Below are 18,709 nucleotides of genomic sequence, written 5' to 3'. Positions count from 1 at the left end.
TGCATAAGAAAAACTTGAAATAAAAAATCCCGTCTATGATACGTGTGTCATAGACGGGATTTTTTATCATTTAAACAATACTTCTGTTATCAGCAATTTTCACAGCGAAAGCTTCCGCATTCTGTCTCTTCACATGAACAGGCATTGGAACCTTCGATTCCGATTTCTCTTGCTGTACATTTTTCATGGTCATTAAATGTACATTTACATGCCTCACAGCAGATATCGATGGTTGTACATCCGCAGCCGCCGTCAGCGCTGTTGCTCATGGAATCACTGCGCTCCACGAAACTTGCACAGCAGGTATCGTCCGGATGACGTGCATCGTCACCTGCGACTTTGATCTCTCCTTTTGAGCAGAGTTCGTCTTTGTTGTAAATGCATGTTGTTGCTGCACAACTTAATACTGGCATACATACTACCTCCTTTTCATTTTGGGATAGTATGTGCGCTTCCGTGCTTTTTATACATATTAAAATGCCATGTTTTTTTAATTTTCAACTTCAATTTTACGAATTTCTTTTGTTCGGATTTCGCGGCAGATGTCATCAATAAAAGTATCCAGTGTTTTCTGCCCCTCGTCTCCGAGATAACGGCTTCTGACAGAAACCACCCCCTCTTCCTCTTCCTGGGCGCCTGCGACCAGCATATACGGAACTTTCTGCAGTCTCGCTTCCCTGATCTTATAACCGATTTTTTCACTCCGGTTATCCAGAGAGCAGCGTATACCGTTTTCTTTCAGCTGTGCCTCCACTTTTACCGCATAATCCTGATATTTTTCAGAAATCGGAAGTACACGCACCTGTTCCGGACATAACCACGTCGGGAACAGACCGGCATATTTTTCAATCAGCCATGCCAGTGTTCTCTCATAGCATCCCATCGCCGTGCGGTGGATAATATACGGACGCTTCTTCTCTCCGTCTTTGTCCACAAAACTCATGTCAAAACGTTCTGCCAGGAACATATCCAGCTGAATCGTGATCATGGTATCTTCCTTGCCGTATACATTTTTCGCCTGAATATCCAGCTTGGGTCCATAGAACGCCGCTTCCCCTTCCGCCTCTGTGAAATCAATGCCGATATGACCCAGGATCTGGCGCATCGTATCCTGCACTTCATTCCACATCTCTTCTGTTCCCAGGTATTTTTCCTGATTCCTGGGATCCCAGAGTGAGAGGCGGTAAGTCACATCGTCCTGAAGTCCCAGGGTTGTCATGCAGTATTTAGCCAGATCCACACAGCCTTTAAACTCCTCCTCAACCTGATCAGGGCGAATGATCAGATGCCCCTCCGAGATCGTAAACTGACGGACACGCGTCAGTCCGTGCATCTCACCGGAATCCTCATTTCTGAAGAGCGTGGACGTCTCACCATATCGCAGCGGCAGTTCACGGTAGCTGTGCTGTTTTGCCTTGTATACATAGTACTGGAACGGACACGTCATCGGACGGAGTGCATAGACTTCCTCGTCTTTTTCTTCATCCCCCAGTACGAACATACCTTCTTTATAATGATTCCAGTGATCTGATATTACATACAGGTCTTTCTTTGCCATCAGAGGAGTTTTCGTCCTGATATAACCACGCTTTTCTTCCTCGTCCTCGATCCAGCGCTGCAGCGTCTGAATGATCGTCACACCATTGGGCATGATCAGCGGCAGACCCTGTCCAACTACATCAACAGTCGTAAAGATCTCCATCTCGCGCCCCAGCTTGTTGTGGTCTCTTTTTTTGGCCTCCTCCAGCTGATGCAGATACTCTTTCAGCTCCTCTTTTTTTGCAAATGCCGTTCCATAGATACGGGTCAGCATCTTATTTTTTTCACTGCCTCTCCAGTACGCGCCTGAGGAGGAGATCAGTTTAAATGCCTTTATTGATCTGGTGCTCATCAGATGCGGTCCGGCACAGAGGTCAACAAAGTCTCCCTGCGAATAGAAAGAAATCACTGCATCCTCCGGCAGGTCTTCTATCAGTTCAACCTTATACGGTTCATCTTTCTCCCGCATAAAAGCGATCGCTTCCGCTCTCGGCATTGTATAGCGCTCCAGCTTCGCACCTTCTTTGATGATCTTCTTCATTTCTTTTTCGATCGCATCCAGATCCTCTCTTGTAAAAGACTGACTGTCAAAATCGTAGTAAAATCCGGTGTCAATCGACGGTCCGATCGCCAGTTTTGCTTCCGGATACAGGCGCTTCACCGCTTCAGCCAGGACATGGGAAGTCGTATGACGAAGCGCCGCCAGACCTTCCGGCTCATTAGCCGTCAGAATGCTGAGAGTACAATCTGAATCCACAACCGTCCTCAGGTCCACAACCTCACCATTCACCAAGCCAGCCGTCGCAACACGCGCCAGTCCTTCACTGATATCAAGAGCTATGTCATAAACTGACATCGCCTGCCCATATTCCTTCACTGTTCCATCTTTCAATGTAATCTGCATTATAATTCTCCTCATTCCAATTGACTTTTTTTCCAACCTGACAGTAATTCATACCTGCCTGCCGCAATACGCTGTGACACATATCACAGCTAAAAAATCGCCCCGGTCTGCTCTCACAGACAGGGACGACTTACGCGCGGTTCCACCCTGATTGTACTGACGTCACTGCCAGTACCACTCAGCTGATGATAACGGAATCACCGGACCGGATCAGGGTCACTCAGAGTCAGTTTTCAAATGTTTCCCCATGAGATGCTTCCAGCATTTTGCATCTTTCTCTGAATGGTTGCCACATTTTACTCTTCTCTTCACTGTGATGACATAATAGTAATGTCATTATAGCATCCTGCATCTTTTTGTCAACCTTTGCCGGCCAATTTTTCTACTTCCTCCGCCACTCTGTCGAACGCCTCCGTCACACAGTCAGGAACCATGCCTCTCTTGAACGAATAGTACGACATCATTTTATTTCCGCTCTCATCAGTCCGTTCCATAACCATACTGATATTGTAACCCATTTCCTCGTAAAGGCTGCTGTTTCTGTTTATAATAGAATTATCCAGAATCTCCTGAATATCATTCGTCTCAGTGAACGTCACCGACCCGTCCTCATTTACCATCGCGATGGACGAATAGTCAGCCGTATCCATTGAGTAATCTTCTGTATAATTATAGATGGTGATCTGGTCCACTTCCGACACTTCCGGTTTACCCTGCATATCGTATCCCAATTCACTCAGCAGACTGCGTGTCTCTTCAAAGCTCTCATATACACTGCATGCTGTCGCAAGCTCCTCATAGGAATCTTTATAAAAATCCAAAACCCCGATGACCGCTTCCGGTTTTAAATCTTCATCAGATGCCTCCCTCAACTCATCCTGGTACACAGCAAGAAGCTTCTGCGCATCCTCTTTCGTGATACTCATAATCTCATTTGCATGATAGGCATCACTCAGTTCTACCTGTTTGATCTCAGGATTCTGTATATTCATGTTCAGAAGCGGATATTCTCCACCTTTAAATCCAGGCGTATTATACAGGGATGGGATTATTGATTCCAGATCTTCATCCCTCATGTGATAACTGCGGTACTTAACACCGCCTCCCTTCAGATAGAACTTCACACTCACCAGAGTCCAGTTTTCGCCTTTTGAATCCTTGTAGCCCTGCACTTTTTCATTCTCAACACCCTGTCTGACAAGCGCATAAGCGGCCTTGATGTCTTCCATCTTTCCGTATTTAAAGCGATACTCATCCATCGAATAGGAGTACAGCTGTTCTTCATCTGTCTGAACAGAATAGTTAATATAATCATCCAGTCCGCTTACAGACACAGCCATTGCCTCAACTTTATTCTCCTGTGGTATCCGCGTATCATAGCCAAAAATATCAAAACGGAATACAGCTGCAAACAACAGAACTACGCCAAGCGAGATGAAAAATGTAATCTTCTGAGACAGCACCTTTTTAAATTCATAGGAGTAGATCACTTCTACAATGCAGTGCAGAATAACTGCTCCGAATACAATCCCGAATACAGCCCAGAAATCCACTGCCTCCATTGCCATGCCAGCAAAAAACAGGCCGCATGCCGCAGAAAGAACTGTCAGCAGCAGAACTTTGATCACCGGTTTTGATTTCGGAAACACCATGGAGTGCAGTGCTGCTTCCGACGGACGCTTCTTATACAGCCAAAGCGCGACAACCAGCAATATCGCAGCAATCCCAATGACTGCAGCCAGCATGAACCAGTTTTCCAGCAAAACAGAGATACTGTTCTGTTCCTTTTCGTAAAAAACTGTCATATGGTTGATGTACATGGTGGCCGGTGATAAATACCCCAGTATCTTATGGAACAGACTGTTACCGGACATATAAAACGTATCAAAATACGTCTGATAATACCCGCATACGACTGCCTGCAGCACAGGAGCATAACCGAAAAACACAATGGTCCCGAACACACTGACCAGGATTCTCCCCGTCATCAGAATAGCAATGATCACCACATGGTAAAACAGCAGAAAATAGAACAGCTGAATGAAAATACCCACAATGAAACTGTTCATCACTGCAGCCGTGCAGACAGTACGTGTGATACACACGATCAGCATCAGCAGGATATTGACACCGTAAGGAATCAAAAAAATGAAAAGCCCGCTGACATACTGCATCCCAAACATCGTCTCACGCTTCACAGGAATACTGTGAAACAGATCCAGTTTATTCTTTGACTGCAGGTAGGAAAAACCAGTAAATGCAGCCAGTACCGCACTCACTACAATCCCTGCCGCAACCAGATAGTTATCCGCACTGACGTAACGCGCCGTCATCTCAAACAGATCCGCCGCCTTGATCCCGCCGTCTGCGAGCATCCTCTGGTAATTACCAACTTTCAGCATGCAGCCGAGAGGCAGCACGATAAAGAAGCCCAGGAACAAAAGTGCCATGACCCATATCCTTCGCTTCATATCACTTCGAACCATTTTAAAAAATGAGATTTTTGATGTCATATCCTGCCACCTCCGTTTCACTGATAAAGATCTCTTCCAGGGTCAGAGGAAGTATTTCGCAGAACAGTGGATTTTTGCGTTCCACCCGTTCCAGAATCTCACATTTTGACCCTCTTGCAGTAATCGTCAGCAGAGAACCGCTCCTTATACACTGCAGCACATCCAGCTCCTTGAGCAGCTGCTCCTCGTCAGCCGTGACCGGGATGACACACTGAACTTTATGAATCATGCATTTCATCTCTTCCAGGTCTCTTGAAAACAGGATTCCTCCCTGATGAAGAAGTCCGACATGATCACAGATATCTTCCAGCTCCCGAAGGTTGTGGGACGCTATCACCGGTGTAAAATCCCTGCCCATGATCTCTGACACAAACATGCTCTTTACTGCCTGGCGCATTACCGGATCAAGTCCGTCAAAGGTCTCATCACACAGCAGATACTTCGTATTGGCACATATTCCGAGCAATACTGATACCTGCCGTTTCATTCCTTTCGAAAATGTATTAATCTTTCTTTCCATATCCAGCCCGAATTTTTCAAGATACTCTTTGAACTTTCTTTTGTCAAAGTCCTGATAGATCATCGCATAATATTCCATCATATCTTTCGCAGAAGCATTCGGAAAATAATACTGGTCATCAGAAATGAAAAACAGTTTTTCCTTAGCAACCCTGTTCTCATATACAGGCGTTCCATCGATCAGCACTTCTCCGGTATCTGGTTTCAAAATACCGCTGACAATTCTCAGAAATGTACTTTTCCCGGCTCCGTTCGTTCCGACCAGTCCAAAAACTGCCCCCTCGCGAATATCTGCGCTCATATCATGAATCGCCTGTACATCGCCGAACTGCTTGCGGATATTCTTTATTTCAATCATCGGCTCCCCTCCTTATAGATTGTATCTACATGAGAATACATGTCTGTCTTTTCAATTCCCAAATCATATCCCTGCGCAAGCAGCATATCCAGGTCATCAAAGAAGCAGCGTCTTCTCTCGGTAATAAAACTCGTTCTGGAAGAAACAAAGTTCCCCCGTCCTTTAATGGGATAGATATATCCCTGCTGCTCAAGAAGCCCGTATGCCCTCTGGATAGTGTTTGGATTGATTGACAATTCCATGGCCAGATTTCTGACAGACGGCATCTGTTCGTTTTCTTTTAAAACCCCTTTAATGATTAACATCTGCAGTTTCTCGGTAATCTGTTCGTAAAGCGGCCTGCGGTCCTGATAATCCAACACAATCATGAATGCCTCCTTCCACCACTTGTGTATCAAGTGTACTAATGGTATTAATACACTTATACTATATAAAAACCCTGACACATTCGTCAAGGCTTTTATGATTTTTTTATATTTACTATGAAAGTTCCGGACAGCGTCTGTGCATCTGTGCAAGCAGACATGTCCGTTTACTTACCGCAGCATTTTTTATATTTTTTACCGCTTCCGCATGGACATGGATCGTTTCTTCCGACTTTGTGTCCCTTTACAATCGTACCGGATTTCTTCTGTTCCAGATACAGCTCTTTCATGTGCTCCGGTGTAAAGATATCATTCCATGCCGGGAGCTCATAAAGCCAGTCAGCTTTCGCATCAACCATGTTTTTATACAGCAGCTCTTTATCAAATCCCAGATTGACCGTGGTATCCTCATCCATCTCTTCGATTGGATTCGCTTCCTTCAGGCTGTCATTGATGCCGTCCAGAAAACCGACCATCGTCATCACATCGATCTCATATTTTTCGGCCAGCTCTTTTACCGTTCCGGTCACAACCTCATCCGGATCTGCAAGCAGCTGTTCATAGATTCCTTTTTCAACCAGAAAATATTCTGCCCAGAATTTCTGAAGTTTCCCCTTATCTGCGTTCTGATCATACGCAATTTTTCTCCACTGTTCTAATAAACTCATTTATACGTCCCTTCTTTCACTTCGTACTTCCACCACGCCCGTGATGCTAACAGATATAGTATATATGATACAGACTTTTTTTTCAACTGCTTTTATTTTATCTGATTTTCATTATAATAAGTGTAGATGCCCAACATCACAGGAGGAGAATAATCATGAAAGACGTATTAGACGCGCACACACACACCATCGTCAGCGGACACGCATACAACACCATGACAGAGATGATGCAGGCAGCTGCCGAAAAGAATCTCGAACTGCTTGCGATCACCGATCACGCCCCGGCAATGCCCGGCAGTACCCATCCGTATTATTTCAGTAATTCCGATATGATCGACCGGGAGTATTACCATGAAAAATTCGGCAAAATCACCCGGTACTTAATCGGCGTTGAGTTGAATATCCTGCCGGGAGGCGACATCGACCTCGGTCCAAAAGAACTGGCTAAAATGGATGTTGCCATCGCCAGTATCCACCCGCCATGCTATCCGTGTGGTGATATTGTCGAGAACACCCGCGCTTACCTGCGTGTAATGGAGCATCCATACATCAATATCATCGGTCATCCGGATGACGGCCGTTTTCCTGTACACATGGAAGCGCTGGTAGAGGGTGCCAGAAAACACGGCAAGGTTCTGGAGCTGAACAATCACTCCCTGGATTCAAGAACCACCCGCCGCGGCGCCCGTGATATCGACCGCGGGATGCTGCTGCTCTGCAAAAAATACGGCCAGCCGGTCATCGTCAACAGTGACGCCCATACGGATACTGAGATCGGCAATCACGCAGCTGCTTTTCAGCTGATTGAAGAAACCGGCTTTCCGGCAGATCTGGTATTAAACACATCCGTCAGTCTTTTTCTGAAATACACCAACCTTTCGCACAAGAACGCTTAACACGATGATGATCAGCATGACAGGAAGCGTCTGCCCGACCGGTGTGTCAATTTTCATAAACATCCGGTAGCCCAGAAAGCCTGTACCCCAGAGGATCAGATTCACCCAATCTGCACTGCAATCATCACGCTTACGTTTCAGGATAAAAAAATCTGCAATCTGGATTGCTATCATAGGCGCGAAGACAGATCCGATCAAATAAAGAAAACCCTCGAAGCTTTGAATCGGAGTAAAGACTGCGAGCAATATACCGATCACCGCCACACCGATCGCCATCGGCTTTTCCTTTAGTCTCCGCGAAATACTCTCTGCGCTCACACCTGCAGAAAATGCATCGAGATACGTCGTAGTCACCGTTGACACCACAAGAATGACAACACCTGCAATTCCGAGCCCCGCCTGGAGTAAAATCTTCGATATGTCTGTCTCCCCCGTAAAAATAGCGGCTCCCATTCCTATGGCGTACATCCAGCAGCTCCCCGCAAAATAAATAAGCGTACTGACCACGGTAGCCTGCCGTGGTTTTTTTGCATCCCGCGTATAATCCGATATAAGGGGCAGCCAGGACAGCGGCATCGCCGCACTCAGTTCTACAGCCGCACCGAAACTCAGGCTTTCCTCTGTGGATACTGCTGGTGTACCTTTGAATACGACCGTGCTTAAAATGACAGTCAGTATAAACAATGCTCCCATGGCAATATAGTTCAGCTTACTGATATTTTTAATGCCCACGGCGATCCACAGGATAATCAATGCGCCGATTGCCAGACACCATATCCATGCCTGGTCGATTCCCCACAGCTTGCCTGTGATAACAGTCGTCGCCAGTGCTCCGTTGATGATCATGATGGCAGTCCATCCCACCAGCTGCAGCACATTCAGTACAGCAAACAGCAGCGCCCCTCTGTTCCCGAACGACATTTTCACAGTCTCCATCGCACTTTTTCCCGTCCGGCCTCCGATGAGTCCGGCAAGGAAGAACAACAGACACCCGATCACATGTCCGAGCAGGATAGCTGCTGTTCCCTTCTGCATGCCCAGCGGTGCAATATAGGTACCCGTCAATATTTCAGCGATCGACACCGCAGCACCGAACCAGATCAGCCCATTGCCAAGCGTCGATGTTTTCTTTTCCTCCACTTCACGATTCCCCCTTTATATCAGATTTTAAACATGTGATTGAGCGGACCGCTGCCGCGCCCCAGGTTGAGATTGGCGCGCAATGCCCCCGATATATATGTCTTGGCAGATTTTACACTGTCAGTCAGCGTGTCCCCTTTTGCCAGACCGCACGCAATCGCAGAGGACAGTGTACACCCTGTTCCATGGGTGTTTGGATTGCTGATGCGCTCACCATTCAGCCATTCAAAACTGCCGTCCGCATACAGCAGGTCATTGGCATCATTCAGGTCATGACCGCCTTTTATCAGCACTGCTCCCTTTGTGAAATCTGCTATTTTCACAGCCGCTTTCTCCATATCTGCCGCTGATTTTATTTCCATCCCGCAGAGTACCTCCGCCTCCGGTATATTCGGTGTAATCACCTCTGCAAGCGGTATCAGCGTATGAATCAAAGTCTCGGAGGCATCCTCAGCCAGCAGCCGGCTTCCACTCGTTGATACCATCACGGGATCCGCCACAATATGGTGTGCCCTGTATTCGTTTAATTTATCTGCAATCACCTCGATCAGGGCCGCCGAAGATACCATCCCGATCTTTACGGCATCCGGATAAATATCTTTAAAAATACAGTCCAGCTGATTAGCCAGAAATTCCGGCGTCACTTCCATTATGCCATAGACTCCCGTAGTATTCTGTGCCGTCAGCGCCGTGATCGCACTCATGGCATACAGTCCGTGCGCCGTAACTGTCTTGATATCCGCCTGAATACCGGCGCCTCCGCTCGAATCACTGCCCGCAATCGTCAATACTGTTTTCATCAGATTTTATGTTCTCCTTCCATCATTTCCCCAAAGTCATAGATATACCGGTCAGCAAGCGCTATCATGGCATCCTTTTCGTATTCTGAGTACCGGTCATATACTCCGACTGCAAAAAATCCGCCCGCCCTGGCACCTTCGATTCCTTTTAAAATATCCTCAAACACGGCACATTCCTCCGGTTTTACATCCAGTCTAAAAGCTGCCTCCTCATATATATCCGGATAACCCTTTCCCCGTTTTACATCCCGGACCGTAACGATGTGTTCAAAGTACCCGTCAATTCCATTATTGAGAAGTGCCGGTCCAAACAGCTCATTATCCGACGATGTCGCCGCCGCGATCCGAATCCCCCTTTCTTTCAGCACCCTGAGATATTCCCGGACATACGGCTTCAACCCAACGGTATTTCGGTAGGCATCCTTCGCCATGGAGTACCACTCCTGTATGATCGCTTCCGGCTCTTCCTTTAATCCGAAACGTTTCACCGTATAATCGGCGGCCGCCTCAAATCCCATGGGTGTGATCGTTTCCAGGTAATCCCCAGGCAGGGAGAGATTCCGTTTTCCTAAAAATTCGATATCAACCGTTTCCCAGACCCCCATTGAATCCAGAAGTGTTCCGTCCAGGTCAAATATTGCCGCTTTAAACTCTTTCATCTTCTACTCCCTGAACATCGACACCATGTCTCTGGCAGCCTGTTCTATATCTTCTGCAGCGATAATAGCAGATACGACCGCCAGTCCGTTGATTCCGGTACCTTTAAAATGATGCACGGTTTTCTGATTGATCCCCCCGATGACAACAATCGGCAAGTCAACGGCACCGCGGATGCTCCTCAGTTCTTCCATCGTAACAGGACGTGCATCTGTCTTGGTATCCGTAGGATACATTGCTCCCACACCCAGGTAATCTGCACCGTCTCTCACAGCCTGTTCCGCTTCAGAGAGCCTGGCGGCGGATACGCCGACAATCTTATCCTCACCGATGATACTGCGCACAACCCTGGCAGGAAGGTCACTCTGTCCGACATGTACGCCGTCTGCATCGACAGCCAGCGCAATGTCCACACGGTCATTGATGATCAGCGGTACCTGATATCTTCTGGTGATCTCACGGATGTTCATTGCCGTCCGGTAAAACTCCATGGATGAACAATCCTTTTCCCTGAGCTGAATCACGGTGCATCCGCCTTTTATCGCTTTCTCCACCGCCTCTTCCAGCGTTTCCGTACTCATCAGTTCCCGATCTGTACACAGGTACAAAGTATAATCAATATTATGCTTCCTCAATTTTTCCCATCTCCTCTATCATCTGTTCATTCAGTATGGACAGCGCATCAATCAGTGCCACGTGAAAGCTGCCGGTTCCCGTGTGTCCTGCTTTTTCATATGCGATTTCTCCGGCAATTCCCATAGACATCACGCCTGCCGCTGCCGCTGTAAATGCATCCTGTCTCATTCCCGCATAACCGCCGGTAATTGCGCTCGCCATACATCCGGTTCCCGTAATCTTTGAAAGCATTGGATGTCCGTTAAAAATCCTGACAGCGCGGCTTGCGTCCGTTACGACATCAACGGCACCTGTGACGGCAACTGTGCAGGAGAGCTTCTCAGCCGCCGATTTTGCTACCGCCAGTGCGTCTTTATCGCTGTCCTCCTCTGATGTGTCTACCCCCTTGGTGGATGCTGACAGACCCGCAACAAAAGACACCTCCGAGAGGTTCCCACGCAAAATGCTGATCTCAACCTGCTCCAGAATTCTCTGTGTCGTCTCATTTCTAAGTTTTGACGCTCCCGCTCCCACCGGATCAAAGACAACGGGAATCCCCAGTTCATTCGCCTTTTTTCCCGCAAGGATCATGGACTCTATGGTTCTCTGATTCAGTGTTCCAATATTGATGACCAGCGCTGAGGAAATGGACGTGATATCGGCGGCTTCCAGAATATCATCCGCCATAATTGGAGAAGCTCCTATGGCAAGCAGGGCGTTCGCACAGTCATTGACTGTCACATAATTTGTAATGTTGTGGACAAGGGGGGCCGTATTTCTCATCCCGGTGTTCAGTTTTGCTGCTTCCTGTTTTACACTCATTTTTTTCTCTCCTTTTTCTCTTGAATTATAATTGCAAACGTAACAAAGTGAACAAGTCCACTTCAACTCCCTAAATCCCTCACTCATGAGGGACTTGTACACTTTGTGCGCCAATGTGCAGCTGCAAAGCAGCCTTCCTATGCACATTGTGTGCATCCCCCGGAGGGTTTTTGTATACCAGGAAAGTTATAGCTTTGCGCATAGAACAAATTGGAGTACTTTCCTGGTATATAAAAAAATGCCCGGGTGCAAATCCCCAGGCATTCTATTCCATACTGTGTTTGTTTGCTCCCTACGACGGTATTAACCGACAGGTTCAAAGGGTCAGGTGCGCCACTTGCTGTGCGCTGCCTTCTCAACTGCATCAGTTCCCCTGCAATTATAAAATTTTAATTGTATTATAGCAACATTGTCTTCTGTTTGCAAGCTTTGCAGAACATCTGAAAGGCAATGGTGTTGTTATTTCAGGAATAAATTCATTTTTTAAAATTCAAATCCTGCCTAAACACTTGATTTTTCAGGAAAAACTGTTATAATAAATGACATGCAGATATAGTTTATCGGTAGAATGCTAGCTTCCCAAGCTGGAGAGGGGGGTTCGATTCCCCTTATCTGCTGTCAGTTTGAAAGCGGAATAGCTTTCCTTTTTGGAGAGCTATTCCTTTTTACGTTATGCGTCAATTAGGATATGCAGTGAATCATGGGGAGGGTAGGATGACAAAAGAAAAGAACAGTGAAATTACATTTACGGAAGGTTCCGTTTTTCAGGCTATTGTACGGTTTGCTCTGCCTGTGTTGGGTGCACTGGTGCTTCAGGCAGCATACGGCGCGGTAGATTTGCTGGTAGTAGGCCAGTTTGGCGATGCGAGCAGCATATCTGCAGTCGGAACCGGAAGTGCATTCATGCAGATGGTAACTTTCATTATAACCAGTCTTGCCATGGGTGCAACGGTAGTGATCGGTCAGCATATCGGCGAAAAAAAACCAGAAGAAGCCGGTAATACGGTCGGTACCTCCATTGTACTGTTTGTGGTCATCGGTATTATAGCAACTATACTGCTGGAAGTATTCGCAGGGAACATTGCACACCTCCTGCAGGTACCGGCGGAATCGTTTGACAAAGCCGTCACCTATATCCGTATCTGCTCCGGCGGTATTCTGATCATTATCGCCTATAATGTCATCAGCAGTATCCTTCGCGGTGTCGGGAATGCCAATCTTCCTTTCCTGTTCGTCGGTATCGCATGCATCGTTAATATTATTGGAGACCTGTTGCTTGTCGGAGTTTTCAAGATGGACGTGGCAGGTGCTGCGCTGGCCACAATCGCCGCCCAGGGAGTGTCCGTGGCGGCTTCCCTGATCGTACTGAGACGTCAGGATCTTCCCATCTCGTTTTCCTTCAGACAGTGCAGGATAATCTCAAGGGAACTGCGGCTGATCCTGAAAATAGGGGTTCCCATCGCTCTTCAGGAAACCATGGTACAGATTTCCTTTCTGGTCATCAATTCCATCATCAATGGTATGGGACTGCAGCCTTCTGCCGGATATGGAGTTGCACAGAAAATCGTAACTTTTATCATGCTGGTTCCTTCTTCTGTCATGCAGAGTGTCTCCGCCTTTGTCGCACAAAATGTGGGCGCCGGAAAGATGGACCGCGCGAAAAAGGGATTCTATACTGCCATGCTTTCGGGGATAGCGGTTGGAATCGTGATGTTTATAGCCGGTTTCTTCGGCGGTGCCGGGCTGTCCACAGTTTTCACGTCCGACCAGGCGGTGATCGCACAGAGTGCCAGCTACCTGAGGGGCTTTTCGGCAGACTGTATTCTCACATGTATACTGTTCAGCAGCATCGGATATTTTAACGGCTGCGGCAAAAGCATTCCCGTTATGCTGCAGGGAATCACTTCCGCATTCTGTATCCGTATCCCGGTGTCCATTCTGATGTCCCGGCTTCCGGGCGCATCTCTGATGCTGGTTGGCCTCGCCACACCGATCACGACAGTATACGGCATCGTGTTTTTCCTGATTTGTTTCAAGCGGCTGAAACAAAAATAACCGTACCTGTCAAATGAGCCTGAATTACAGAAAGTCCGATTTCCGGTTACGGGGATTCTCCCTCTGAGGAAATCGGACTTTCTGTTACTCACTGTAACCCATGATACACCCCCTGCATTGCAATCATACTGTTCAGGCTACCCGGCACCTCAACATTCTCACTTCATGTTCCAGTACATTCAGCCTGATATTCTGCAGTTCCTCAGTTGCCCTGATGTCATTTGAGATCCGGATCGTCTCATTCAGATTTCGGCACAGGTCCAGGTGCCCCTCCGCGATAATCTTAACATTTCTGCAGATTTCATTCTCCAGCTTCAGTTCCATCCGGCTCATCCTGCTCTCAATACCATCCAGCCGGTAATTGATCGGGTCCAGTTTTGCGTCAAAATTTGTCTCAAGCTTCTCAAGTTTCTCATCAAACTTTGCTTCCAGCTCCTCAAATCTCCCGTCAAACTTTGCTTCCAGCTCCTCAAATCTCCCGTCAAACTTTGCTTCCAGTCTCTCAAGTTTCTCATCCAGCTTCACGTCCAGTTTTTCGTCTAATTTTTCCTCCAGCGCCGAATCAACAATCTGTGCGATCGCCTGCAGATCTTCTTTTGTCAGTGACATATGCATTCTCCTTCCTTTGGTATATGCATATTATATCATTGCATTTGCAGTCTGAAAAGCTTCATTTTGTTGCCCTGCCTGTCCTGAACGTTAAAACTTTTCCCAGTGTATGTTATTCAGTGACAGATCAGATAACATGATTTTCATTCACGATCTTCCCGTCCTCAATCCTCACGACCCGGTCTGCCATCTGTGCGATCTCTGGATTGTGTGTGATCATGACAATGGTCTGATGAAATTCCCTGCTCGTCATTTTCAGGAGCCCGATCACGTCGTCGCTGGTCCTGGTATCAAGATTGCCTGTCGGCTCATCCGCCAGAATGATCGACGGTTTGGAAGCCAATGCACGGGCAATCGCCACACGTTGCTGCTGACCGCCGGACAGATTGTTCGGCAGGCTGTCAAGCTTACGCTCAAGCCCCAGCAGCTGTACTACCTTCATAATGAATTTTTTATCCGGCTTCTGCCCGTCCATCGAGATCGGAAATACAATATTTTCCCATACACTAAGCACAGGTACAAGATTAAAGTTCTGAAAAACAAATCCAATCTGTTTTCGCCGAAAGACTGTAGCCTGTTCGCCGTCTAATTTTGACAGTTCTGTTGTCCCTATCTTAACACTTCCCGCTGTGGGGATATCCAGCCCGCCCAGCATATTCAGAAGTGTGGACTTTCCGCTTCCTGAGGTCCCGATGACCGCAGTGAATTTTCCTCTCTCGATTTCCAGATCTACACCGTCCAGCGCCCTGACCATCGTATCGCCTGTTCCGTAATACTTTTTTAAACCGGTTGTCTTTAAAATACATTCCATAAAATGATCCTCCATCTATCTGATTTAATCTGTCACACGCAGCTGTTCTACAATACTTCCTCTGTTAAATACCTTCAGTGCCAGAACCGGGACGATTACTGATACTATCAGCAACACGCCAGAAGTCAGCATTGCGGGCAGCAATGTAAAACGGAAGGTAAAATACCAGATTCCTCCTGTGATACTGCGCACCAGCGTCAGGTTTAAAATTACTGAAGCGATTACACCCAGACTGCAGGCGCCCAGCGCATAATAAACTCCCTCAAACATCATCATTTTTCTGAGCTGCCGACTCGTCATTCCGATGCTCTGCATGGTTGCAAATTCATGACGGCGGGTAAGTACCGTTGTAATCAGTGTATTCATAAGGTTCAACACCCCTGCAATTCCAAAGATGATGCCAACCAGGCCTCCCACGAAGTTGATCATATCCCGTGTCCCCTCAGCATTTGCACGCGCTGAATCAGCAGACAGGAACGTGATACTGTTATCCACGTTCTCCATGTAATCATTCAGAAAAGCTGTCACATCCTCTCTCTGATTCGGCTCTGCATTAAAAGAGTATTTATATACTGACGGCTGGTCGTACAGCTCGCGGTAAACACTAGCCGGAAGATAAAGGTAGACGCCATCTCCGCCCACTTTCATGGAACCTCCCACGGTAAAGCCGATCTCTTCATCATCGCCGTTCGTTGCCGCTTTTGCCAGCACCGGAAGGTTCATCACCGGCTGACCATTTTTATATACTTTGATCTCATCGCCGATATTCAGGAAATCAAATGTTTCATCTATCTTCATCGTCTGCCGGTCTGCCTGAATACCCAGCAGAACCCCTTCTCCATGTTTCATTTTTTCATAGAGGACCCGGACATCCGTTTCGCCTTCCTGAATATCCATACGGGCAATCGACGCTTCCTCCATACCATATACGTTGCAGATGGGTTTGCCGTCATCTCCAAGACCGAACCAGAAACCATCTTCGGTGATCCCCCTGTTCAGCCCCGTCTCAGTATCGGTACTGAAATTTGCGAAAGAAATACCGAAATCATAAGTGACATCTGTGTCTTCGAGCGTATTTTTGTAGACAGGATTTCCTTCTGTTACCCCGGGCCGGGCTGCAATATCCTTCATGGTCTTCTGTTTTAGTGCCTGCTCCCGGTTTGTAAAACCTTTCATGCCATCACTGGTGGCGGTATTGACCACGGCAAAGTCCGTGCGAATCATATAAGCCACCTGCTTTTCGATATCCAGACTGCTCGCTGCTGTACCGACACAGTTGAGCAGCACGACACACAGCATCAGAGATACGATAATAAAAACACTGCGCCGTCTGCTGCGTCCGAGATTCGACCACGCCAGCCGCGGCAGACTGGCGCTGATACTGCTCCTCTTTACTTTCTTTTTTCCTGTACTGCTCTCCACGTAGCGGAATGCCTCGAGTGGAGGTGTATTTGCGGCAACTCTGACTGGTTTGCGGGTGCTGAGATAAACGGTAAAAAATGTGAGCGCCGCCGCTCCCAGGAATATAACAGGGGAAGGTGAAACATCCACTGCAATGTTGCGGTATTCGACAGATAATGTAGACATAACGACAGGCAGGGCCGCACGGCCAATAAAGAACCCGCCGATCAGTCCGGCGGGAACCCCCAGACAGGAAAGCAGGAGTGCCTGCCGGTTGATAAGTTTTTTGACCTGGCCTCTGCTCATGCCGATGGTACGGTAAAGACCATAGCGTCGGATTTCACGCATGACCGCAATGTCAAACACGTTATAGATCAGCAGATATCCGCAGAGTATGAACAATACCACAAATGCTGCACCGGCCGCCATCATTTTAGGATCCGGTGCCGGATTCGTCATCGTATTGATGATGCCGGGAAGATAATGATCCGACTGCAAATCATCCGGATCACCGCCAACGCTCCGGGAAAACTCATCCATCTTTTCCTGCAGTCCCACGGTGCTGTCCGCCACAAAATCCGACCAGTAAGTTCCTGCGATTTCGCGGTCACTGTCATAGGTATATTGAAATATGTCCGGATATTCTCTGCAAAAAGCAGTGCCTGCAGCCATCATACTCGTCTGATCATTAGCTGCCTCATACCATCCCGACACGACCATCGGCAGACGGTACTCCTGTCCGTGAACAGTAAATTCGATCGTGACCTGTGCTCCGATCTCCGGCTCTGCCCCCAATTCGCGCAGCGCACGGTCGGAGGCGACAATCTCATTTGGCGCATCCGGCATTATGCCGTGACTGGGATTGCAGAACGTCAGCTCTGCCTGCACCTCATCCAGCACATCAAACTCGATGTTATGACGGTTCGTGTTGGTCAGGAATCCGACCGGCATCCGCTGACCTGCCTGCCTGATAAAGTCCGCCTGTTTCAGGGACTCAAACTGTCCGGCAGTCATATTTCGGAAATCTCCGTCAGACTTACTCCCTTTTTGCAGCTGCATCGTAAGTGTCATGGATTCCATGGTTCCCATGGCGATCGTAGTGACGGATGTAAATAAAATACCTGTGAGAGCAATAGCCAGAACGGCGATCAGATTGCGCACCTTACTGGCTGCAAAGCTGCGCTTCACAAGTGTATTCAGCATATCTTTCATGCGTGGTTCCTCCCTTGTTTTCTATCTGATATCAGCATATCACCTCTGTGTTACAGTAAAGGTACCGTAAAGGTACATTTTTGTACCATACAATCTTTTTCAGAAAGAAAACGCCCCGCTGTTATCGGGCGGGGCGCAAAAAATATTACGATTCCATTATCCGGCCATCCTGCAGGCGTACCACACGATCTGCAAGCTGTGCAAGTTCCAGGTCATGCGTGATCATAATCAGCGTCTGGTGAAAAACCGCACTTGTCATTTTCAAAAGCCCGGCAACATTTTGACTTGATCTGGCATCCAGGTTTCCGGTCGGCTCATCTGCCAGAACGATGACAGGTTTCGTAATCAGGGCACGGGCAATCGCCGCACATTGCTGTTCTCCCCCCGAGAGCATGTAGGGATACGCACTGAGCTTTTCCTCTAGCCCTAACATTTCTGCAATATCGGCAAAAAAACACTCATCTGGTCTGGAATCGTCCAGCGCCAGCGGGAACAGGATATTTTCCCGTATCGTCAGATCAGGCACCAGGTTATATCCCTGAAAGATAAACCCGACCTTCCTGCGCCGGAACACCGTAAGCTGTTCTTCCGTCAGATCTGCCAGATTCACCCCGTCGACGCTGACCGTTCCCCCTGTTGGTTTATACAGGCCTCCAATCAGATGAAGCAGCGTGGTCTTACCTGACCCGGATGCTCCTACGATTGCCGTAAATCTGCCTTTTTCAATGCCAAGGCTGACATCATCCAAAGCCTTCACCTGATGTGTCCTTTTTCCAAAATATTTCTTTAAATGATCTGTTGTTACGATATCCATAGATGTCTTCT

Annotated in this window: 17 protein-coding genes, 1 tRNA gene and 1 riboswitch; of the genes, 3 read left to right on the top strand and 15 right to left on the bottom strand. The window is 47.6% G+C overall.

What is annotated here, in order from left to right:
- Positions 1 to 89: 89 nt before the first annotated feature.
- The 6 genes from MCG98_RS09910 to MCG98_RS09885 form a co-directional block, all read right to left on the bottom strand.
- Positions 90 to 413, bottom strand: coding sequence for a DUF1540 domain-containing protein (locus tag MCG98_RS09910; protein WP_240301830.1), 324 nt, complete (start codon positions 411 to 413; stop codon positions 90 to 92).
- Between the two features lie 77 nt (positions 414 to 490).
- Positions 491 to 2,443, bottom strand: coding sequence for a threonine--tRNA ligase (gene thrS, locus MCG98_RS09905; protein WP_240301829.1), 1,953 nt, complete (start codon positions 2,441 to 2,443; stop codon positions 491 to 493).
- Positions 2,444 to 2,802: 359 nt separating this feature from the next.
- On the bottom strand, positions 2,803 to 4,956 hold the full coding sequence (locus tag MCG98_RS09900) for a DUF6449 domain-containing protein (protein ID WP_240301828.1): 2,154 nt from the start codon (positions 4,954 to 4,956) through the stop codon (positions 2,803 to 2,805).
- Positions 4,931 to 5,833, bottom strand: a complete 903-nt coding sequence (locus tag MCG98_RS09895; protein WP_240301827.1) for an ABC transporter ATP-binding protein — start codon at positions 5,831 to 5,833, stop codon at positions 4,931 to 4,933. Before MCG98_RS09895 ends, MCG98_RS09900 begins: the two co-directional genes overlap by 26 nt.
- On the bottom strand, positions 5,830 to 6,201 hold the full coding sequence (locus MCG98_RS09890) for a GntR family transcriptional regulator (RefSeq protein ID WP_240301826.1): 372 nt from the start codon (positions 6,199 to 6,201) through the stop codon (positions 5,830 to 5,832). Before MCG98_RS09890 ends, MCG98_RS09895 begins: the two co-directional genes overlap by 4 nt.
- Positions 6,202 to 6,365: 164 nt before the next feature.
- A complete protein-coding gene (locus MCG98_RS09885) occupies positions 6,366 to 6,866 on the bottom strand; it encodes an SEC-C metal-binding domain-containing protein (RefSeq protein ID WP_240301825.1) in 501 nt (166 codons plus the stop codon).
- Between the two features lie 155 nt (positions 6,867 to 7,021).
- Between MCG98_RS09885 and MCG98_RS09880 the strand changes: the two genes are divergently transcribed.
- Complete coding sequence (locus tag MCG98_RS09880) at positions 7,022 to 7,762, top strand: phosphatase (RefSeq protein ID WP_240301824.1); 741 nt, start codon at positions 7,022 to 7,024, stop codon at positions 7,760 to 7,762.
- Here the strand turns inward: MCG98_RS09880 and cytX are convergent.
- The 5 genes from cytX to thiM are packed head-to-tail and all read right to left on the bottom strand — an operon-like array spanning position 7,703 to position 11,796.
- On the bottom strand, positions 7,703 to 8,902 hold the full coding sequence (cytX, locus tag MCG98_RS09875) for a putative hydroxymethylpyrimidine transporter CytX (protein ID WP_240301823.1): 1,200 nt from the start codon (positions 8,900 to 8,902) through the stop codon (positions 7,703 to 7,705). The two genes, MCG98_RS09880 and cytX, sit on opposite strands and share 60 nt — an antisense overlap.
- Positions 8,903 to 8,922: 20 nt before the next feature.
- Complete coding sequence (gene thiD / locus MCG98_RS09870) at positions 8,923 to 9,702, bottom strand: bifunctional hydroxymethylpyrimidine kinase/phosphomethylpyrimidine kinase (protein ID WP_240301822.1); 780 nt, start codon at positions 9,700 to 9,702, stop codon at positions 8,923 to 8,925.
- Positions 9,702 to 10,361 (bottom strand): HAD family phosphatase, encoded by a 660-nt coding sequence (locus MCG98_RS09865; protein WP_240301821.1) that lies wholly within the window; start codon positions 10,359 to 10,361, stop codon positions 9,702 to 9,704. Before MCG98_RS09865 ends, thiD begins: the two co-directional genes overlap by 1 nt.
- A 3-nt stretch (positions 10,362 to 10,364) precedes the next feature.
- Positions 10,365 to 10,994: a thiamine phosphate synthase gene (thiE, locus tag MCG98_RS09860; protein WP_275891320.1), complete on the bottom strand. Its 630-nt coding sequence runs from the start codon at positions 10,992 to 10,994 to the stop codon at positions 10,365 to 10,367.
- Positions 10,981 to 11,796: a hydroxyethylthiazole kinase gene (thiM, locus tag MCG98_RS09855; RefSeq protein ID WP_240301820.1), complete on the bottom strand. Its 816-nt coding sequence runs from the start codon at positions 11,794 to 11,796 to the stop codon at positions 10,981 to 10,983. The genes thiE and thiM overlap by 14 nt, the downstream gene beginning before the upstream one ends.
- A gap of 272 nt (positions 11,797 to 12,068) precedes the next feature.
- A riboswitch (TPP riboswitch) is annotated at positions 12,069 to 12,181 on the bottom strand.
- A 161-nt stretch (positions 12,182 to 12,342) separates the two neighbouring features.
- On the opposite strand from thiM, the gene MCG98_RS09850 reads away from it, so the two are divergent.
- Both MCG98_RS09850 and MCG98_RS09845 read left to right on the top strand, forming a co-directional pair.
- Positions 12,343 to 12,413: transfer RNA gene (locus tag MCG98_RS09850), tRNA-Gly, on the top strand.
- A gap of 97 nt (positions 12,414 to 12,510) precedes the next feature.
- Positions 12,511 to 13,851 carry an MATE family efflux transporter gene (locus MCG98_RS09845; RefSeq protein WP_240301819.1) on the top strand — a complete coding sequence of 447 codons (1,341 nt, stop codon included), beginning with the start codon at positions 12,511 to 12,513 and terminating at the stop codon, positions 13,849 to 13,851.
- Positions 13,852 to 13,983: 132 nt separating this feature from the next.
- On the opposite strand, the gene MCG98_RS09840 is transcribed toward MCG98_RS09845, so the two are convergent.
- The 4 genes from MCG98_RS09840 to MCG98_RS09825 all read right to left on the bottom strand — a co-directional run bounded on the left by MCG98_RS09840 (position 13,984) and on the right by MCG98_RS09825 (position 18,698).
- On the bottom strand, positions 13,984 to 14,460 hold the full coding sequence (locus tag MCG98_RS09840) for a hypothetical protein (protein WP_240301818.1): 477 nt from the start codon (positions 14,458 to 14,460) through the stop codon (positions 13,984 to 13,986).
- 127 nt (positions 14,461 to 14,587) lie between these two features.
- Positions 14,588 to 15,271: an ABC transporter ATP-binding protein gene (locus tag MCG98_RS09835; protein ID WP_240301817.1), complete on the bottom strand. Its 684-nt coding sequence runs from the start codon at positions 15,269 to 15,271 to the stop codon at positions 14,588 to 14,590.
- 24 nt (positions 15,272 to 15,295) lie between these two features.
- Positions 15,296 to 17,884 carry an ABC transporter permease gene (locus MCG98_RS09830; RefSeq protein WP_240301816.1) on the bottom strand — a complete coding sequence of 863 codons (2,589 nt, stop codon included), beginning with the start codon at positions 17,882 to 17,884 and terminating at the stop codon, positions 15,296 to 15,298.
- Between the two features lie 145 nt (positions 17,885 to 18,029).
- Positions 18,030 to 18,698, bottom strand: a complete 669-nt coding sequence (locus MCG98_RS09825) for an ABC transporter ATP-binding protein (protein WP_240301815.1) — start codon at positions 18,696 to 18,698, stop codon at positions 18,030 to 18,032.
- Positions 18,699 to 18,709 lie beyond the last annotated feature (11 nt).

Source organism: Ruminococcus sp. OA3 (assembly GCF_022440845.1).
Lineage (GTDB): Bacteria > Bacillota > Clostridia > Lachnospirales > Lachnospiraceae > Ruminococcus_G.
This window is presented reverse-complemented; position numbering and strand designations above follow the sequence as displayed.